We start from the raw sequence: 17,120 nt of genomic DNA on the forward strand, positions 1-17,120 counted from the left end.
CCGGACAGAAACTCGGAATCAAGGAGTCGACGACGGCATTTGGCTCGTCAGCTTCATGCACTATGATCTGGGATATATCGACCTGGAGCAGAGGACTTTGCAAACCATCGACAACCCGTTCGGCACGAGGTTGTCACCGATGTCTYAGAGTCGGATTCGAAAAGCATTCAACGATATCCATACCTTGCAAGCCGTCTGGTTATCAGGCGAATGTGGGCGATCATGATCCAAGCTTCGGCTGATGCGATGGAGCGTTCGACATCTTTGGCCAATCTTCGGCACCTACCGAGCCAGGCGAAGGTCCGCTCGACGACCCAGCGGCGAGGCAGAACCTCGAAGCTTTTGGCCTTATCCGAGCGCTTGATGATCTCAATCGTCCAGCGCCCGATCTTCTTCAGCCGCCGCTTCAGCTTGTCGYCCGCGTAGCCACCATCGGCGAAGACATGCAGCAACCAGGGCCACCTGTGGCGGATGGATTTCATGAGATCGGGAGCACCATCGCGATCCTGGATGTCGGCGCTGTGAACCATGAGACCGACCATCAGACCAAGAGTATCGACGATGATATGACGCTTGCGCCCTTTAGTTTTCTTGCCCGCATCATAGCCTCGTATGCCGCCGCTTTCCGTGGTTTTCACGCTTTGGCTATCGATCACACCGGCCGTCGGACTTGCCTCTCTTCCCTCCAGCTCGCGGGCTTCCATCACCAGATAATGGTTGATGCGCGCCCAAAGTCCCAGCGTCCGCCATTCATAGAAATAACGCTGGACGGTTGAACTGGGCGGAAAATCCTTCGGCAGCATGCGCCACTGGCAACCGGTCGTGGCGATGTAAAGCAGAGCGTTGACGACCTCGCGCAAATCAGTGGTGCGGGGACGGCCCAAGCGGCGCGGCATCGGCAGAAAAGGCCGAACCAACCCCCATTCCCGATCCGTCATGTCACTTGCGTAGCGTGCCGTTCGCCGGGCATATTGCCGACGGGTGATTTCAGTCCAGACCATCGTGAACTCCATCGAATCTTTGCAAATCCGAAGGAATCATAACCTGTTGAAATCACCCACCTCTTTTTGAGGCAGCCTCTNTGATTTCAGTCCAGACCATCGTGAACTCCATCGAATCTTTGCAAATCCGAAGGAATCATAACCTGTTGAAATCACCCACCTCTTTTTGAGGCAGCCTCTGAGAGATCACCCTGCGGAAAACCGTCGCCGGTGACATGCACGAAGGTTTCGATATCAGCGACACCTGTGGCCCGCGCGATGGTGATAAGGTCGGGTAGCGTCACAGGGAAACAGTCGACCGCGCCCTTGCCGAAGTCGAACTTGCGGATGCCGGTCGCCGGATGGCGACCAGCTGGCCGTCGACGCGTGCCAGGGTCTCGGTCGCGACATTCTCCATGGCGCTGATCGCCGACCCGCGCGACAGTGCGCCCGAGACATGCAGGGCAACCCGGATCCCGAAAGGTTTCGCGACGCGCGTAGCGGCATGTCCCGCGAGACTGCCGAGCATCGCGACACTTCCGCCACCGCCGGGCATGAGCATGATACCCGCGACCTTGGCCTCCTCGTCGAGCACTTCCGCCAGACGGTAGCTGTCGAGTTCGGCCGCGGTGTCGAGGTAATGAACGCCGGTGCGGATCGCTGCCGTCATCAGTTGCTCGGCGGTGCGCACGAAGGGTCCGGCGCATTTCAGGAGGACGGTGATGCCTGCCAGGCCCTTGTCGACCTCAGCCGGTTCGTCGAGACCGAAGACGCGATAGTCCACCCCAAGTTCGGATGCGAGTTTGGAGAGAGCCGCTTCGTTGCGGCCAGCCAGAACGAGAGGCGTGCCTGCCGTCCTCGCATGTTCTGCCGCCATGCGGCCGGTATAGCTGGTCGCGCCATAGATCATCAGTTTTGTCATGTCAGTGCTGCCATTCCTTGTAGACTAATTCGAGGCTGTAGCCGTCGGGGTCGCGCACCTGCGCGGCGTAGTAGCGTGGGTCGTAGTGGAGCTGTGCTCCGGGCGGATGGATTTGCGATGCGCCCACTGACATCGCGGCGGAAAAGGCGGCGTCGACCTGAGCCTTGCTGTTGGCGACGAAGCCGACATGTGCGGCGCGTCCCTCGGCCACGCCTTCGCGGAGCCAGAAGAACACTCTGCCATTCGCGCCAAACCCCTTCAGATCTGGATGACCGCGAGGGCCATCCTTTCCATCGTAGTCATGGGTGTGAACCATCCCGAGAGGGGCGAGAGCTGCCTCGTAGAACGCGATGGACCGGGCGATATCGCTGACGGAAATGAAGACATGATCAAGCATGGCGCCTTCCTTCGCTAGATGATGTAGCCACCCGCAACTTCGATATTCTGGGCATTGATCCAGCGATTCGGCCCGGACAAAAGGCTGGCGACGATAGCAACTTCAAGAACTGCACGGACTGGCCTCGTCTGCGGAAAACCGCCGTACCGAGACAGGCATCCCGCGAGTGGCAATGGTTCAGGGCGAGATCCCCGAACATCGGCTGTCAGCCGTCTACGAGCCAATGATCAACCTGGTTCTGACCGGCTCGAAGACGATGACGGTTGGCGAACGAACCTTCGCCTATGATCCCGCCAGCCACTGAGGATACTCCTGCAAATCCAGCCCATGATGAAATTATCAATATTTCGGGAAAAAGCAAAAATTCGGACCTCAATCGAATGAGAACCAAGCTTCAGCCCATCTTCTCACGACCAGGAACGATTGACGAAATCTTTAATACAGTAGAGGTCGAGAGTGACCGTGTTGGGGAACGGTTTCCCGCGTCAGAGACCCAGAAGAACACAGTGCTTTTGCAGGTGAGCCCCAACCTTGAACGGGAAGTGCGCTCCTTTCATAGAACAGACACCTTCCGGCGGCGCCAGTCTACGAGCGCTGGTGCGTCCATCCCGGCTGCGACAAGTGGGGATCGTTCGGCAAGGAACTATCGCGGGGCCAATCCGGTTATTGGTGCAAGGAACACCTGCCAGCAGATTATTGGGATAACGACCATGGCCGCACATTACGCGTGGACGCTTAGATATCATGGACGCCAGAACATCCTGAAGGTGACGACGATCGCGGGCCTCGAAAAAGTGCTTGCCATTTTGGAATTGCCGGGCCTTCCAAGGCCGGACCTGCTCGCCGAGCGCGTTGTCGCGGCCCAAATCGGAAGCTACACCCATTGCCATCGAGATGACGAACGCTGGTCGCTGACCTGGACGACAATCGACGACCCTGCCTAGCGGAACATTCCCAGCGCTGTGCTGTTCTTCGGCAAAAGGAGAACCGCCATGGAAATTCTCGCGCCGAAACGCTCAATTGATGACCCCCATTACAACGTCGAACTCCAAGAGGCTCTGGATTTTCCGGTGCTCGACTTCATCGACCGGATCGGCGCCGCCGGCTGGAACAAGCGCGAGGCGTTCAAAGCGCTCGCTGAAGTGATCCACAACCAAGCCCTTGCCTATGAGGAAGATCCGGACCCGGATGACGACGCTAGCGAATTGGGTGAGGTGGACGACAGCGCCGACCGCCTAATTGAAGGCTTTGTCGAGGGCCGCAATCTCGGGCCCTAGAACTTCTGAAAGAGAAAACAGACTCCTCACCTGTAGAGGCGCAAACTTTCGAAGTTTGAGAATTTCTCCAGGCAAGCCCGCCTGCTTCAGCTCGTCCATCTGCCATTGCACGTCCTAAAAACGCTATTCCGACCAAAGTCCTACAAACAATCACGCAATCAGGGACTTAGGTCCGATTGTTGATGGATAGGGCAACTTCTATTCTTGCAGCAGGCGAGTATGGCCGCCCTGGAATGGAAAATGGTCGCACACTACGCCTGGAAACTTAAGTATTCCGGTGGTCAAGACATTGCGGAAGTAACGAGCGCGCAGGAGCTTGAGGAGTACCTACGCGCACTCCAATGCCTGGTATCGCCCCGCCGAATTTGTGACGGTCGAGGTCGAAGCATCCCATCGGGGAACCTATACCCACAACGACAATGACAGCACGGAATGGTCGCTCATATGGACGCAACTCGATGGTCTTTGACGGCACGGTTAAAATCGCCGCCGATCAGCACGAGGACATGAATGAAATCTGCAGAAGACAAAAGGGCGCGCTGGGACCGGGCGTGAGCCGACGGTAAAGCGCGCGGTGCTCCAGTTGAGCGCGACCCGCGCTTTGTCGAATGGATCGAGGAATGGATTGCGGGCCAGATTACGATGCGGACCGTTCAGGAACGATACGCCGCGCTGGTGCGCTCCCGAGGCAGATCCAGCGGAAGCGCTCCCGCGGCAAGAAGCCCGTTGGAGGAGATTTTCGCTGAGGTTCCAGATATTGCCGGCCTGCGCCAGCGTGAGCCGAAGGACCGTCACGATACATCTGATGCAATTGAAGCCGCATGGTCCAAGGCTGAAGAGCGCACTTAAAATGTATTCCATGCTTTAATATTAGGAATGTGGAATGAATAACATTTGTCGCTCCTGCCGCTATTCACTGCGCGTGAACACAAACGGATATTGGACGGTTTGCCACACCGCCACCGGAGAGCGAGTGGTCATCGACGGTACAGTAATTGACGCGCTAGAGATTGGAGAAGCCGACCAGTTGTTGGAACTCTTGAGTGAAGAATGCTTCAACCGCAGGAAAGGCCCGACGCATTAACGGGGCTCGCGGGCCTTAAGACCCCAAAACAAAAAAAGCCCCGCCTGCCGATTAGAGCAAGCGGGGCGGAAGCAGTCTTGTACGGACAGCTCTGTATATCACGATTTGATCGCCAGAGAAGTCATCTTTCCCCCGGCCGGCCGTTGATCTCAACGAGCCGCCCAAGCTCTCTTTCAAGCCGATGCTGGTTTGCTCCAGATCCATGATGATGACACGGACGCCGCCGGCTGAAATATGGCGACCCAGCCAGCGCTGAGCGGTTGATTGAAAGATTTATCGACGGTCGCTGTATGGAGTCGTGAGCCTTGGATGTTTCGTTCTACTGCGTAAGCCGAACGCTGAGTTCAGACGCCTTCTCGCCGATCGTCTTGAATGCCGCGACGAGGGCAGCGCTGTCTTCGGCCTGGAAATAATGGCTCTTGTCGGTGGCGCAATATTTGAGAAGGTCTTGGCCGCGGTTGGGTGCCATGAAGGCAACGGCGAATACCTCAATATTGTTGTGCTTTGCGTCGCGGCAGGATTCCTTGGTCAGCTTGTCGGCGGTCTTGTCATCCGACTTGCCCTGGTACTGGTTGTTTTCGCCATCCGTCATGAACACGATATATTTCTTCGGTGCGGTCTGGCCGTTCTTTGCCGTATGGATCTTTTCTTCCGAGCTCGATCCGGTTTTCAGCAAGGCGGTGACCGCAGCCTTGAAGGCGCCGCTCGAGTCCGTGCCGCCGGTGGCCTCCAGGGCATTCACATAAGTCAGAGCCTTTGTGGTGCCCCAATCGAGCGAGCCTGCCGAATCCTGCTTGTCATTGTAGGACACGCCGGCCGTGCGCACATAGAAGGAGGTCGGATCGGCGACCTTCAACTGGGTCAGCAGATTGGCGACGGCCAGTTTCAGCGAGGCGACCTTTGACACATAGCAGGGCGTCTTCCACTTGGCATTGGGCCAATAGGATTCTTCGTAGATATTGCAGGACGTCTTGGTGCTGTCGATGGCATTTGTCTTCCACGCCATGGAGCCGGAGCGATCGAGAACGAGGAACATCGAAAGCGCGTTCTTCGCCTCGGCCGAGCCGAACGACTTGCTGACGGCCGCGACCTCGGCTGTATCGCGGCCGAGCAGTCGGGTCATGCCGTTGAGCGGCCCGAACGACTTGCTGACGGCCGCGACCTCGGCTGTATCGCGGCCGAGCAGTCGGGTCATGCCGTTGAGCGGCAGGCTGAATTTCGACTTGACGGTGACGTCGTAGTTTTTGGCATTTCCAAGCGCTGCCTTCTGTTCGACGATCTCGATGGAGGTGCCCTTGGAGAACGCTTCGTTGAAGGCGGCCAGTTCTTCCGGGCTCATCCCGGATGACTTCCAGTTCTGCATCTGGGTCTTGACGAATTCCATCGCCATCAGTTTGGCCTGTGCCAGGGAGGCGGACTCGTTGGCAAGCGCGGACGAAGCGGCGAGCGCTGCCGAATCCGTCGCGTCCTGCAGATGGTTCTTGGCCATCATCATATTGGTAACGTCGATTGCGACGCCCCCCGAGGCGAGCAGCACCGGAAGTAGGAGCGCGGTCATCAGGCCGAAATTTCCCTGGCGATCGTCGACCAGGGCTGAACAGGACTGCAGGAGAGTTGATCGCTTTGCCATTTACCCTACTCGGACACGGTTATACGCTTCGATTGGGCGACCCTACGGGGGAAAGTCTTTCGGCCGGGTTCATCGGCGAGGTTAAAGTTGAGTAAAATTTTATCCAGCCCGCAATACCTACTGGCGTGCGAGGAGCAATGTGCCGAAAACGGACAGTGCGCACTACTGAACACTGTATTCACTGGCCCGGAGAGCGCTCAGCCGGCGGCCTTCCGTTGATACCAACGAGCCGTCCCAGCTCTCTCTCCAGCCTTTGCTGATTCTCCTTCAGGTCAATGATGATGTTCCGGGCGCCGTAGATGCCACCCTGGGCCTGCTTCAGTTCATCCACCTGCCGCTGCACATCACCGAAACGCTGGTCATAGCCCATGAAGACACGGTCGAGCTCGAGCCGCGGAACCTGAGAGTTTCGCAGATCGTCGATGGCCGTTTCGCTGCGCGCCCGATCCTCCTGACCGCGCGTCGTGCGCCATTCCATTTCCTGCTGTGTCACCATTCGCTCGGAGATGATGGCGACAGAAGCCTTGAGGTCGCTCGTCGATTCGCGGATCGGCATATAGGCCAACCCACCAAGGACGGTCGCGAACGTCAAGCTACACCGAGCGCCTGCCATTAAGGCTTGTTGCGCTCGGCCATGTTGGTGGAAAGGGCAGTGGTGGAATTCCGCATCTCCGCACCCAGGGCGCTGAGAGCGGACTCCATCTGCTTGAATCCGGTCCGCATTTCCGCTTCCCCCCCCGCGACAAGCATCGGCCCTAGTCCGCTCTCTTACGGACTAGGGTCTTTTTTGTTTTCCGTTGCGTCCAGCAGGCTCTTGACCATTTAGGGTGCCACGCCAGATCAGGCGCGTCTGGGGGATTTCAATGACATATGACTGGGAAGGTCGGCGAAGGCGATGGATGAGGCACGCTCGTTTTTGGACGGCCGTCACGCTCTCTCTGCTGGCCCTTAAGGCGCGGGGGGTTGAGGCCCTTGGACTGGATTTCGTTTTCAATCTGCTGTTCGTTCTTGGATATCCATCTATCCTCAATCTACAAAAAACCCGCCGTGCGGGATGCAGGCGGGCGGGCATAGGGACAACCGGGCGGTTAGGCCAGGATTTCGGTAAGCAGGAGTTATCTTCAATGGACAACAGACGGGAACTGAAAGATCTCAGAAATTGCCTCGGGCTGACACAGTCAGCTATGGCCGCCAAAATCGGTCTTTCCCTGCGAGGGTACGAGGAACTTGAGGCTGGCCGCTCACAGGTGAAAGACCTTCATCTTTTTGCGGCCCGGTACGCAGCCTTCATGCATGTCATCAACATGGGTAGAACAGACGATCTTCCGAGCGACCTTCGGGACGTTGCTGAACGCCTGGCCCTCCTTCTGAATGACGAAAAGGAGCGCAACGGCGCTGGTGGAAATGAAGAACCCCGGCATTCTGACGGGGTCAATAGTCGGGAAAGCGGTCCCAGGTCCACTACGATGCAGGCGGCGAGCTAGCGCTGCTCGGTGCACTTCCGCTGCTGCCTTCCTGATATTGCTCGAGAAGGCGGCAGGAGCTTTCACTTGGCCTGCACCTTTCGGTGCCCGGATTAACGGTCCCGCGAGCACCTTGCTCCCTAGTCCTTCCATCCGCCTTCCCGATAAGTGTGAGGCGTGGCCTCGAATTGAGCACCACTACACTTGGCAGTGGCCCATCGCCGTATGCATCCGACGACTTCGCGGGATAGACTTTCTTCGGGCCGCGCGCCCCGCTGCCGGACGGATGCCGGCAGCAACTTGAAAGGTCCCGGTAGGGACGATGGTTGCCCATCGCCCCCCGGCCAGATCCGTACCTGCGGCACTACCGCATACGGCTCCTATCGGATGTTGTGACGGTGAGCCGAGCATCTGGATGCGGATGCAACAGACGACATGGCGGCAGGTATTTGCGAAGCAGCCTTTGGAAGCGTTCCCAAGACAGCCGGTTTCGTTGGCTTCGACGCATCAAAGCGTGTCGCCAAGCGCGACCAATTTCCCAGCGGAACCCTCCCAATCTTCTTAGATTGTCTGGCACCGCATGGTAGTTCAAATACCCCCGTAACACTTGCCGTAGCCACCGACCTACTACTGCCACTGGGTTCATGGCGGCGTCGCATTAGCGCTTCCCGAATGGCCGCCAGCGTCGCGCGCATGCGCTTCTTGATCGTCAGACGGACGATCTTGAAGCCTCCATCATTGCGCCGCCTGCCGCAGCAGTGCGTGAATCCCAGAAAGTCGCAGGTCTCTGGCTTGCGGATACCGCGCTCCCGGCAGTTTCTCGCAGCATACCGCCCAAAGCGTATTAGCCGCGTCTTTTCCGGGTGTAGTTGCAAGCCAAACTGAGCGAGACGCTCCCGCAATGCTTGCAGGAAGCGCTGCGCCTCTCCTTCGTACTGGAACCCAATCACGCTGTCGTCGACATAACGTACAATGATCACGTCGCTTTGGCATTTCGAGTACGCCATTGATGGACCCATAAATCCAACGCGTAATGCAGATAGATATTCGATAGCACGGGGCTTATTACAGAGCCTTGAGGAGTTCCTCGCGTTGATGCGACGCGGCGGCCATCCTCAATAATGCCCGCTTTCAACCATTTGTGGATCAGACGTATCAGCCTGCGGTCACCAAGCCGGTATGATTTGACGAGGGAAGTCGGGTGGAAGGGGTAGATGGTCATCTTATAAACAGGATCGCGTGGCTACCTTAATCTTGGCTGTTCTCGCTCTGCTCACCTGGCGCATTCTTTATGCAATCAGCTCGTTGCTTGCTCTAAGGCTCGACAATGTCGGGCCACCGCATGAAGCGCCGCATTGGGCGCCCTGTTCGTTGGCTGGTCGTTCGCAGAATTGATCCGAAGCTCGCCGTATTGAGGTCGTGCTTAGGAAATTTGGAATACGGGAAGCCGGGGTTCGAGTGTTGTGACTTCGCTTTCACGGGCGATGCAAAGCCTTCCTCCGCCTTGAAGGGATCTGAACCGCCGGCCCGGTGGACAAATATGGACCATCGACGGAAGTAAATATCAGGATCTTATAAGCAGCCACAGGACAACACACCAATTTGGCGCTCGGGTGCGATATCCAGTCCCGTTGATGTCTATAAAATGAGTGAGCATTGCTACATTTAGCTTCATCAGGTTGACCTCCGAACCGGCCACTTCACCGGGATGCGTTAAAGTCGCCTCCACCTGCCGGGTTCAGCAAGATTGGTTTCTGCTCGGGTACTGAGAAAATAACAACTCTGCCGCCCTCTCCAGACCGGCCTACGCGCTCACGGCACCCTCGGCAATCAAGGCGTGGGCCTTGCTCATGACGGCGTTTAAATTTGCTTCTGCCAGGAGGTTCGCCGGCTCTGCCGGTGAGCTATCTCAGGCAGAATCCTGGAGCAGCGTAAGCGAGAAATGCGTTCTCAGAGCTGGCTCGGTTTGTCTGAACAGTTTCGGGCGTTTTGCTAAGTGGATTTCCGCCTCGATTATGCCGCCACCATCATTGGTGCCAGCGCATTGAAGTAAGCCCGATCCGGCGTCTGCCGGTCAAGGGATGAATGTGGGCGTCGGCTGTTGTAGAAGCTCAGATATCGGCCGATGGCAGCGCGGGCCTCGGATACGGTCTTGTAGGCGTGGAGATAGACCTCCTGGTATTTGATCGACCGCCAGAGCCGCTCGACGAAGACATTATCCCGCCACGCGCCCTTGCCGTCCATCGAGATGGCGATCTCAGCTTTCTTCAGCACCGCCGTGAAGTCCACTGAGGTGAACTGCGATCCCTGGTCGGTGTTGAAGATGTCGGGTTTGCCATGACGGGCAAGTGCCTCCTCCACCGCTTCGATGCAGAAAGCGGCTTCCATCGTGATCGACAGCCGCCACGACAGAACCCTTCGGCTGAACCAGTCCACAACGGCGCAGAGATAGACGAATCCGCGAGCCATCGGAACATACGTTATGTCCATTGCCCATACCTGGTTGGGCCGGGTGACCGCCAGCTTTCGCAGGAGGTAGGGATAGATTTTGTGACCTGGCGCTGGTTTGGAGGTGTTCGGGCGACGGTAGATCGCCTCAATACCCATTTTCTTCATCAGCGTGGCGACGTGCAGCCGCCCAGTTTCCAGCCCTTCTCCCTTCAAGAGCCCTTGCAACATCCGACTTCCGGCAAACGGGTAGTCGAGATGCAGTTCGTCGATCCGGCGCATCAGGGCAAGATCGCCGTCAGGCAATGGACGTGGAGAATAGTAGACGCTACCACGGCTGAAGCCGAGAAGCTTCGCCTGGCGCACGACGGATAGCTTATGCTGGCGGTCGATCATTTTTTTCCGCCCAGCAATCCCGCTTTGCCGAGCGCTCCGGCTAAAAAATCGTTCTCCAGTGTCAGTTCGCCGATTTTGGCGTGCAGCGTTTTCACATCGACGGTTGGAGTCGCCGGTTCCGCCTTCGCTTCATCACCGAAAACGCCTGTCGCCCCCTCAAGGAGCTGGTCTTTCCACTGTTTGATCTGGTTGGCATGCACGTCGAACTGCTGGGATAATTCCACCAGCGTCTGCTCGCCTCGAATGGCGGCGAGCGCCACTTTTGCCTTGAAAGCCGGGCTATGGTTCCGGCGCGGTCGTCTCGTCATGGTATCTCCTGTTCCCGGCATCTAAGCCGAAGTCAGGCAGAAATTCCACTTATCCCCGCTGTGCAGATTTCCCGAGCCAGCTCTCTCGCCTAATCGGACGGACAATCTGACGCAAGTCGCGCTTATTGACTTTGCGAAGTATGGACTCCCGTTCAGCTTGGACACCCGCTAATTCTCGTAGTCCATCGGACTCATATCGCGGCATGCTCTTGTGGACACGCCGAGTGGCATTGTATGGCCTTCTATTCATAAATTTTGAGGTCGATGAGAGCAGTATGAAACAACGCCACATGCCCCAGACGCCCACGCGAACGCTCGGCCTGGACCCAGGGGTGGCAGTGGGCCTCGCAGGTGCCATCTTCTTCTTCATTCTCAGCGGCCTGGTGAGCTATTTCAATCTCCAGGCGTTGCGAGATGGCAATGAGAAGATTGTTCAGACACACATCTCCATCATCGCCTTGGATCAGCTGCTCTCTTATATACAAGACGCTGAAACCGGCCAGCGCGGCTTTCTGCTTACGAACGACGAAAGATATCTCGCGCCTTACAATACTGCGTTGCAGGCGATCCCGCCGAAGCTAGATGAGATCGAACAGCGAACGGGAAGCAATTCGGGGCAGAGCCAAAGGCTGATTGCACTGAGACAACATGTCGAGGCAAAGCTTTCCGAGCTCGGCAATGCGATTGAGGTGCGGCGTGTCGAAGGCCTCGACGCAGCGCTTGTAGTCATCAATTCGGATCGCGGCAAGTCCGAGATGGATGCGATCCGTACCCAGATCGCGGCCATGACCGAGGGTGAAACGGATATTCGCAGCCAACGGCTCGCAGAAATGGTCGGCTACCAGCAAAGAGCGTTTGTCAGCACTGTCTTGTCGGCATTGCTTGGCATCGTTCTTACAGCAACGATCGCCTTTTTGGTTCGTAGGACGACATTGGCGCGTCGGCGTGACGACTGGCTCCAGTCCGGTCAGGTGGGAGTTGGTTCGGCAATGATGGGAGATCAGCCTGTCGAGCAGCTTGGCAACAACATTCTTGATTTCCTGGCGCGATATGTCGGAGCCGTGGCCGGCGCTGTCTTCACGCACAGCGGAGAATATTTTCGACGGGCTTCCGTTTACGGCATTCCGGGCGATGCAAGTGTCCCGGTACGGTTCAAGCTGAGGGAGGGGTTGCTCGGACAGGCTGCGGCGGAAGGCAAATCCATCGTCGTCGCCGACGTCCCCGACGGCTATCTTGCCTTTAGCTCCGCGCTTGGTCAGGACAAGCCGAAACATCTCGTTATTTTACCCGGAAGCGTCGATGGTGCTGTCAACACGGTGATCGAACTCGGTTTTCTACAGTCGATCGACGAGCGCGTCGTTACGCTTCTTGAGCGCGCATCCGAAGCCGTCGCTATCGCGGTCCGGTCGGCAGCCTATAGAAGCGATCTCCAAAACCTCTTGGAAGAAACGCAACGCCAGTCTGAAGAACTCCAGACCCAAAGCGAGGAACTCAGGGTCTCGAACGAAGAGCTGGAAGAACAGAGCCGGGCCTTGAAAGAGTCCCAGGCACGCCTTGAACAGCAGCAGGCAGAACTCGAACAGACAAACGCCCAGTTGGAAGAACAGGCTCAGGAGCTGGAGGGGCAGCGGGACAATCTTGAGCAGGCAAATGCCGCCGTTCAACTCAAGGCGCGCGAACTCGAGCAGGCGAGCCAATACAAATCCGACTTCCTCGCCAACATGTCGCATGAGCTGCGAACGCCTCTCAATTCGTCGCTTATCCTGGCAAAGCTGCTCGCCGACAATACCGAGGACAACCTCACCGAGGAGCAGATCAAATATGCAAAGACGATCCAGTCGTCAGGCAACGATCTCCTGAACCTGATCAACGACATTCTTGATCTGTCGAAGATCGAGGCCGGCCATATCGAAATTCGACCCGAAACGGTCACGGTCAAACACCTGTCCGACAATCTTCGCCAGGTTTTTCAGCCTCTGGCCACCGAAAAGGACCTCGACTTCACAATCGAAATAGCCTCGGCATGTCCTGCGATCATCGAGACCGATCCGCAACGGCTTGAACAGGTACTGAAGAATCTTCTCTCCAACGCGATCAAGTTCACGGAAGCCGGCAAGGTCCAGCTTTTGATCGACGCCACAGGTAACGGCCGTGTCGCTTTTTCGGTGACCGATACCGGTATCGGCATCGATCAAGAGCAGCAGCGAAATGTGTTCGAAGCGTTTCATCAGGCAGACGGTACGATCAGCCGGAGGTTCGGGGGCACCGGCCTCGGTCTCTCGATCTCGCGGCAGCTTGTACGCCTGCTTGGCGGTGAAATCGCACTGAAGAGCCAGCCCGGACAGGGCAGTACCTTTACCGTCACGTTCCCCGAAACCTATGATCCGGCGAAGGTGGCGCCCCGCGACGATCGGCCAAGTGCACCGGCCCTGCCCGCACGTCCGCAGGCGGAACGAGCCCGTCCGGCTCCAGAGAGACCGTCTCGCAAGATTGAAGATGACCGCGATACATTGACAGGGTCAAAGCGCGTTCTTCTGGTCATCGAGGATGACGAAAACTTCGCGGCCATCGTGCGTGACCTGTCGCGCGAGATGGGATTTAAATCCGTCGTCGCTGGTACGGCCGAGGAAGCTCTAAGCCTTGCCAAGAAATTCATGCCAAGCGCGATCGTTCTGGATATCGGCCTGCCTGATCAGTCGGGCCTTGCAGTCCTCGACCGGCTCAAGCATGACGTCCAGACCCGACACATCCCAATTCACGTTCTATCGGGCAGCAACCACATCGAGACCGCCTATCTGCTCGGCGCGGTCGGATACGCCATCAAGCCCATCAGCCGGGATCAACTGGTTGAAGTCCTGCAGCAACTTGAAGCGAGGCTTTCGCAGCGCGCCCACCGGATTTTGATCGTCGAGGATGACCAGGTGCAGCGCGAGGCCGTCGCAAAGCTGCTTGGTTCCCGGGATGTCGAAGCCGTTACCGCCAGCACGGCGGCGGAGTGCCTTGAGCTTCTCAAAAGGGATACATTCGACTGCATGGTGCTGGACCTCACCCTGCCGGACGCCTCGGGCTATTCGCTGCTCGAGACACTGAGCCAGGAGAGCGCCTACGCCTTTCCGCCGGTCATCGTCTATACTGGACGGGAATTGTCCGCGAACGACGAGGAACGGCTGCGACGTTATTCGAAGTCGATCATCATCAAGGGCGCGAAGTCACCCGAACGTCTGCTCGACGAAGTGAGCCTTTTCCTTCACCAGGTGGTATCCGAGCTGCCGGACGAACAGCAGAAGATGATCCGCAGGTCCCGCAACAGAGACGCCCTGCTAGAAGGGCGGCGTATCCTGATCGTCGAGGATGACGTGCGCAATGTCTATGCGCTCACCAATATTCTCGAACCCCGCGGAGCAATTGTGGAGATCGCCCGCAACGGCCGCGAGGCGCTGGAGGCGCTTCAAAAAGCCGCGAAGGATGCCGGCGAAGGGATCGATCTAGTGCTCATGGACGTGATGATGCCCGTCATGGACGGCCTGACGGCCACGCGAAAGATCCGCGAGAATCCGCAATGGAAAAAATTGCCGATCATCACCCTGACAGCCAAGGCGATGCCCGACGATCAGCAAAATTGTATCGAAGCCGGCGCCAACGACTATATGTCCAAGCCCCTCGACGTCGAGAAACTCCTGTCGCTGGTTCGTGTCTGGATGCCGAAATGACAGCCCCCCAACCTTGCGAAAAAGTAGAAGACATCGAGATTCGGCTGTTATTGGAAGCCTTGTTCCTCAAATACCATTACGACTTCCGCAATTACGCGATGGCATCGATAAAGCGTCGCCTTAAGCAGGCTCGCGAGCAACTTGGATTTTCGACATTTTCCGCGCTGCAGGAGCGCCTGCTGCATGATCCGAGCATGTTGCAAAGACTGCTGGGGTTCCTCACCGTACAGGTCAGCGAGATGTTTCGCGATCCGAGCTATTTCAAAGCGATTCGCGAAAATGTGGTGCCACATCTGCGGACCTACCCTTCGCTGAAGGTCTGGATAGCCGGCTGCAGCGGTGGCGAGGAACTGTATTCGATGGCCATTCTGTTTCGCGAAGAAGGACTGGAGGATCGTACTCAGTTTTATGCCACGGACATCAACCAGGATGCCTTGGAAGCCGCTGAAGCGGGAATTTTCCCGCTGGATCGAGTGCCGCTTTTCACCGAGAACCACCGGAAATCCGGCGGCCTGTCCTCCCTGTCCGACTATTATCAGGCGGCCTATGGCAAGGTGACCTTCGACAAGACCCTGCGCCGCAATGTCGTCTTCTCAGACCACAGCCTGGTGACCGACGCCGTTTTCGGCGAGATGCACCTTATCTCCTGTCGCAATGTGATGATCTATTTCGACCGCGATCTGCAGGATCGCGCTCTTGGGCTCTTCAAGGACTCCCTGGCACGAAAAGGGTTTCTGGGGCTTGGCGCGAAGGAAAGCCTGCGCTTTTCTCGGCATGCCGGAGCCTTTACGGATTTCGTGCGTGAGGAAAGAATCTATCAAAGGCGCGCCGAATGATGGCGGCGCGACCAGAGGCCGTGGTGATCGGTGCGTCGGCGGGTGCTCTCGAGGCCCTTTCGATCATCCTGCACGTTCTTCCTGGGAATTTTCGCATGCCGATCATCGTCGTGGTGCATGTACCGCCCGACAAGCGCAGCATCCTTGCGGAACTTTTCCGGGCGAAATGCCAGCTTTCGGTGCAGGAGGCGGACGACAAGGAACCAATCGCCGGCGGAACGGTCTATTTCGCGCCGGCGGACTACCATCTTCTTGTCGAGAGCAATAAAACTCTATCACTTTCCAGCGATGAACCGGTTCTGTTTTCTCGCCCATCGATCGACGTCCTGTTCGAAAGCGCCGCTGACGCTTATGGAATGTCCTTGATTGCGATCGTGCTGACGGGCGCCAATCACGATGGCGCGAAGGGTCTCCGGACGGTCGTGGATGCCGGTGGAGCCGCAATTGTTCAGGATCCGGACAGTGCATTCGCAGACGCGATGCCCAAAGCCGCTATTGAAATGTGTCCGCGCGCCCGTGTCTTGTCGCTCCAGGCGATCGCGCAATATCTAAAAGAGGTTTGATACAAGCATGAAGCCAGTCCCTTTTCTTCTGGTCGACGACCTCGAGGAGAATCTCCTCTCGCTGGAGGGGCTTCTTCGGCGCGATGACCTCCTCCTCCTGAAAGCTCGATCGGGCGACCAGGCGCTTGAACTCCTGCTTCAGAACGACGTTGCGTTGGCGCTCGTCGACGTACAAATGCCTGGGCTCAATGGTTTCGAGCTGGCCGAACTGATGCGCGGCAACGAACGGACCCGGCGCATCCCGATCATCTTCGTGACCGCAGGGACCGCAGATGGCCAACGCCGGTTTCGCGGATATGAAGCAGGAGCCGTCGACTTCATACAAAAGCCGATCGAGCCCGACATTCTCCGCAGTAAGGTTGATGTGTTTTTCGAACTCTACCGACAGCGGCAGCAATTGGCCACGCAACGCGATGAACTGGCGGCGCAGGCCGAAGCGCTCAAGGAAGCAGCCCACCACAAGGACATCCTGCTGCTCGAGATCAACCATCGGATCAAAAATCTCTTCAGCCTTGCCGCAGGGCTGATATCGTTGAGCGCTCGCTCCGCCAAGAGCGTCGCCGAACTCGAAACCGATCTAAGATCGCGCATGCAAGCTCTGGCGCGGGCTCACGAACTTACGCTTCCCGATCTGGTCAAGGACAGTGAAGCAGGGCTGGTCGCAACGACGGTAACGGCACTCCTGGAAGCGATCGTGGCGCCGCATGACCATGCCGAAGGCTCGCGCATCGCAATAACAGGCTCTGACACACCTCTTGACGGAAAGGTCCTTACGTCCCTTGCGCTCCTGCTTCACGAACTTACGACGAACGCCGCAAAACACGGCGCTCTTTCCAGTCTTACCGGAAGCCTGAACGTTGATGTTTCCGCCATCGACGGGCTGCTTCATGTCAAATGGGACGAATATGGCTCGTCTTCATCGCCCGGGATGACGGACCGGGAAGGCTTCGGAACGACGCTGGAAAAGGCAGCCTTGAGAGGGCTGAATGGCATGATTGAACGGAACTGGCGTGAAGATGGGCTTTCGCTGTTGTTGAAAGTCCCCTTGGCAAACCTTGTAGGCTGACAGACAGGCGAGGGTGAGATCCAATTCTATGTCGAACGCT

14 protein-coding genes and 2 pseudogenes are annotated in these 17,120 nt (G+C 57.4%); 9 read left to right on the forward strand and 7 right to left on the reverse strand.

Annotation, left to right across the window (positions count from 1 at the left end; genetic code table 11):
• Positions 1 to 167: 167 nt before the first annotated feature.
• The 3 genes from ASD31_RS05815 to ASD31_RS05825 form a co-directional block, all read right to left on the reverse strand.
• Positions 168 to 1,001: an IS5 family transposase gene (locus ASD31_RS05815; RefSeq protein ID WP_056330978.1), complete on the reverse strand. Its 834-nt coding sequence runs from the start codon at positions 999 to 1,001 to the stop codon at positions 168 to 170.
• Positions 1,002 to 1,281: 280 nt separating this feature from the next.
• A complete protein-coding gene (locus ASD31_RS05820) occupies positions 1,282 to 1,902 on the reverse strand; it encodes a saccharopine dehydrogenase NADP-binding domain-containing protein (protein ID WP_244483770.1) in 621 nt (206 codons plus the stop codon).
• Between the two features lies 1 nt (position 1,903).
• The gene (locus ASD31_RS05825) at positions 1,904 to 2,299 is read right to left on the reverse strand and encodes a VOC family protein (RefSeq protein ID WP_056330712.1); all 396 of its coding nucleotides are present in this window, start codon (positions 2,297 to 2,299) and stop codon (positions 1,904 to 1,906) included.
• Positions 2,300 to 2,408: 109 nt separating this feature from the next.
• Between ASD31_RS05825 and ASD31_RS25190 the strand changes: the two are divergent.
• From ASD31_RS25190 to ASD31_RS25805, 4 genes and pseudogenes are all read left to right on the forward strand, one after another.
• A pseudogene (locus ASD31_RS25190) lies at positions 2,409 to 2,600 on the forward strand (AraC family transcriptional regulator N-terminal domain-containing protein); the annotation flags it as partial.
• A gap of 342 nt (positions 2,601 to 2,942) precedes the next feature.
• A pseudogene (locus tag ASD31_RS26625) lies at positions 2,943 to 3,038 on the forward strand (hypothetical protein); the annotation flags it as partial.
• A 253-nt stretch (positions 3,039 to 3,291) separates the two neighbouring features.
• Positions 3,292 to 3,576 carry a hypothetical protein gene (locus ASD31_RS05835; RefSeq protein WP_056330717.1) on the forward strand — a complete coding sequence of 95 codons (285 nt, stop codon included), beginning with the start codon at positions 3,292 to 3,294 and terminating at the stop codon, positions 3,574 to 3,576.
• 316 nt (positions 3,577 to 3,892) lie between these two features.
• Positions 3,893 to 4,045 (forward strand): hypothetical protein, encoded by a 153-nt coding sequence (locus ASD31_RS25805; RefSeq protein WP_156392528.1) that lies wholly within the window; start codon positions 3,893 to 3,895, stop codon positions 4,043 to 4,045.
• 934 nt (positions 4,046 to 4,979) lie between these two features.
• Here ASD31_RS25805 and ASD31_RS05840 read toward each other — a convergent pair.
• Together ASD31_RS05840 and ASD31_RS05845 are read right to left on the reverse strand one after the other, a co-directional pair.
• Positions 4,980 to 6,290, reverse strand: coding sequence for a vWA domain-containing protein (locus ASD31_RS05840; protein ID WP_056330719.1), 1,311 nt, complete (start codon positions 6,288 to 6,290; stop codon positions 4,980 to 4,982).
• Between the two features lie 178 nt (positions 6,291 to 6,468).
• Positions 6,469 to 6,846, reverse strand: coding sequence for a hypothetical protein (locus ASD31_RS05845; RefSeq protein WP_156392529.1), 378 nt, complete (start codon positions 6,844 to 6,846; stop codon positions 6,469 to 6,471).
• Positions 6,847 to 7,153: 307 nt separating this feature from the next.
• Between ASD31_RS05845 and ASD31_RS05850 the strand changes: the two genes are divergently transcribed.
• On the forward strand, positions 7,154 to 7,774 hold the full coding sequence (locus ASD31_RS05850) for a hypothetical protein (RefSeq protein WP_156392530.1): 621 nt from the start codon (positions 7,154 to 7,156) through the stop codon (positions 7,772 to 7,774).
• A gap of 359 nt (positions 7,775 to 8,133) precedes the next feature.
• On the opposite strand, the gene ASD31_RS26270 is transcribed toward ASD31_RS05850, so the two are convergent.
• Together ASD31_RS26270 and ASD31_RS05855 are read right to left on the reverse strand one after the other, a co-directional pair.
• Positions 8,134 to 8,772 (reverse strand): reverse transcriptase domain-containing protein, encoded by a 639-nt coding sequence (locus ASD31_RS26270; RefSeq protein ID WP_320409383.1) that lies wholly within the window; start codon positions 8,770 to 8,772, stop codon positions 8,134 to 8,136.
• A 994-nt stretch (positions 8,773 to 9,766) separates the two neighbouring features.
• A protein-coding gene (locus ASD31_RS05855) for an IS3 family transposase (RefSeq protein WP_200952127.1) occupies positions 9,767 to 10,905 on the reverse strand; the annotation gives its coding sequence in 2 pieces (ribosomal slippage) (positions 9,767 to 10,638 and positions 10,638 to 10,905; 1,140 coding nt in all).
• Between the two features lie 275 nt (positions 10,906 to 11,180).
• Between ASD31_RS05855 and ASD31_RS05865 the strand changes: the two genes are divergently transcribed.
• The 4 genes from ASD31_RS05865 to ASD31_RS05880 are packed head-to-tail and all read left to right on the forward strand — an operon-like array spanning position 11,181 to position 17,080.
• A complete protein-coding gene (locus tag ASD31_RS05865) occupies positions 11,181 to 14,615 on the forward strand; it encodes a response regulator (protein ID WP_082520429.1) in 3,435 nt (1,144 codons plus the stop codon).
• Complete coding sequence (locus ASD31_RS05870; RefSeq protein WP_056330737.1) at positions 14,612 to 15,451, forward strand: CheR family methyltransferase; 840 nt, start codon at positions 14,612 to 14,614, stop codon at positions 15,449 to 15,451. The genes ASD31_RS05865 and ASD31_RS05870 overlap by 4 nt, the downstream gene beginning before the upstream one ends.
• Positions 15,451 to 16,014: a chemotaxis protein CheB gene (locus tag ASD31_RS05875; protein WP_056330980.1), complete on the forward strand. Its 564-nt coding sequence runs from the start codon at positions 15,451 to 15,453 to the stop codon at positions 16,012 to 16,014. The genes ASD31_RS05870 and ASD31_RS05875 overlap by 1 nt, the downstream gene beginning before the upstream one ends.
• Before the next feature lie 7 nt (positions 16,015 to 16,021).
• Entirely contained in the window at positions 16,022 to 17,080 is a 1,059-nt protein-coding gene (locus tag ASD31_RS05880) for a sensor histidine kinase (protein ID WP_056330740.1), read from the forward strand.
• Positions 17,081 to 17,120: the final 40 nt, after the last annotated feature.

The organism is Rhizobium sp. Root482 (assembly GCF_001426565.1).
Lineage (GTDB): Bacteria > Pseudomonadota > Alphaproteobacteria > Rhizobiales > Rhizobiaceae > Pararhizobium.

Excerpts from the sequence above, each read along its gene's own strand:
- ASD31_RS26270 (WP_320409383.1), bottom strand. The coding sequence starts at position 8,772 with ATGGGTCCATCAATGGCGTACTCGAAATGCCAAAGCGACGTGATCATT.
- ASD31_RS05875 (WP_056330980.1), top strand. The coding sequence starts at position 15,451 with ATGGCGGCGCGACCAGAGGCCGTGGTGATCGGTGCGTCGGCGGGTGCT.
- ASD31_RS05850 (WP_156392530.1), top strand. The coding sequence starts at position 7,154 with ATGACATATGACTGGGAAGGTCGGCGAAGGCGATGGATGAGGCACGCT.
- ASD31_RS05880 (WP_056330740.1), top strand. The coding sequence starts at position 16,022 with ATGAAGCCAGTCCCTTTTCTTCTGGTCGACGACCTCGAGGAGAATCTC.
- ASD31_RS05825 (WP_056330712.1), bottom strand. The coding sequence starts at position 2,299 with ATGCTTGATCATGTCTTCATTTCCGTCAGCGATATCGCCCGGTCCATC.
- ASD31_RS05845 (WP_156392529.1), bottom strand. The coding sequence starts at position 6,846 with ATGCCGATCCGCGAATCGACGAGCGACCTCAAGGCTTCTGTCGCCATC.
- ASD31_RS05840 (WP_056330719.1), bottom strand. The coding sequence starts at position 6,290 with ATGGCAAAGCGATCAACTCTCCTGCAGTCCTGTTCAGCCCTGGTCGAC.
- ASD31_RS05865 (WP_082520429.1), top strand. The coding sequence starts at position 11,181 with ATGAAACAACGCCACATGCCCCAGACGCCCACGCGAACGCTCGGCCTG.
- ASD31_RS05870 (WP_056330737.1), top strand. The coding sequence starts at position 14,612 with ATGACAGCCCCCCAACCTTGCGAAAAAGTAGAAGACATCGAGATTCGG.
- ASD31_RS05835 (WP_056330717.1), top strand. The coding sequence starts at position 3,292 with ATGGAAATTCTCGCGCCGAAACGCTCAATTGATGACCCCCATTACAAC.
- ASD31_RS05820 (WP_244483770.1), bottom strand. The coding sequence starts at position 1,902 with ATGACAAAACTGATGATCTATGGCGCGACCAGCTATACCGGCCGCATG.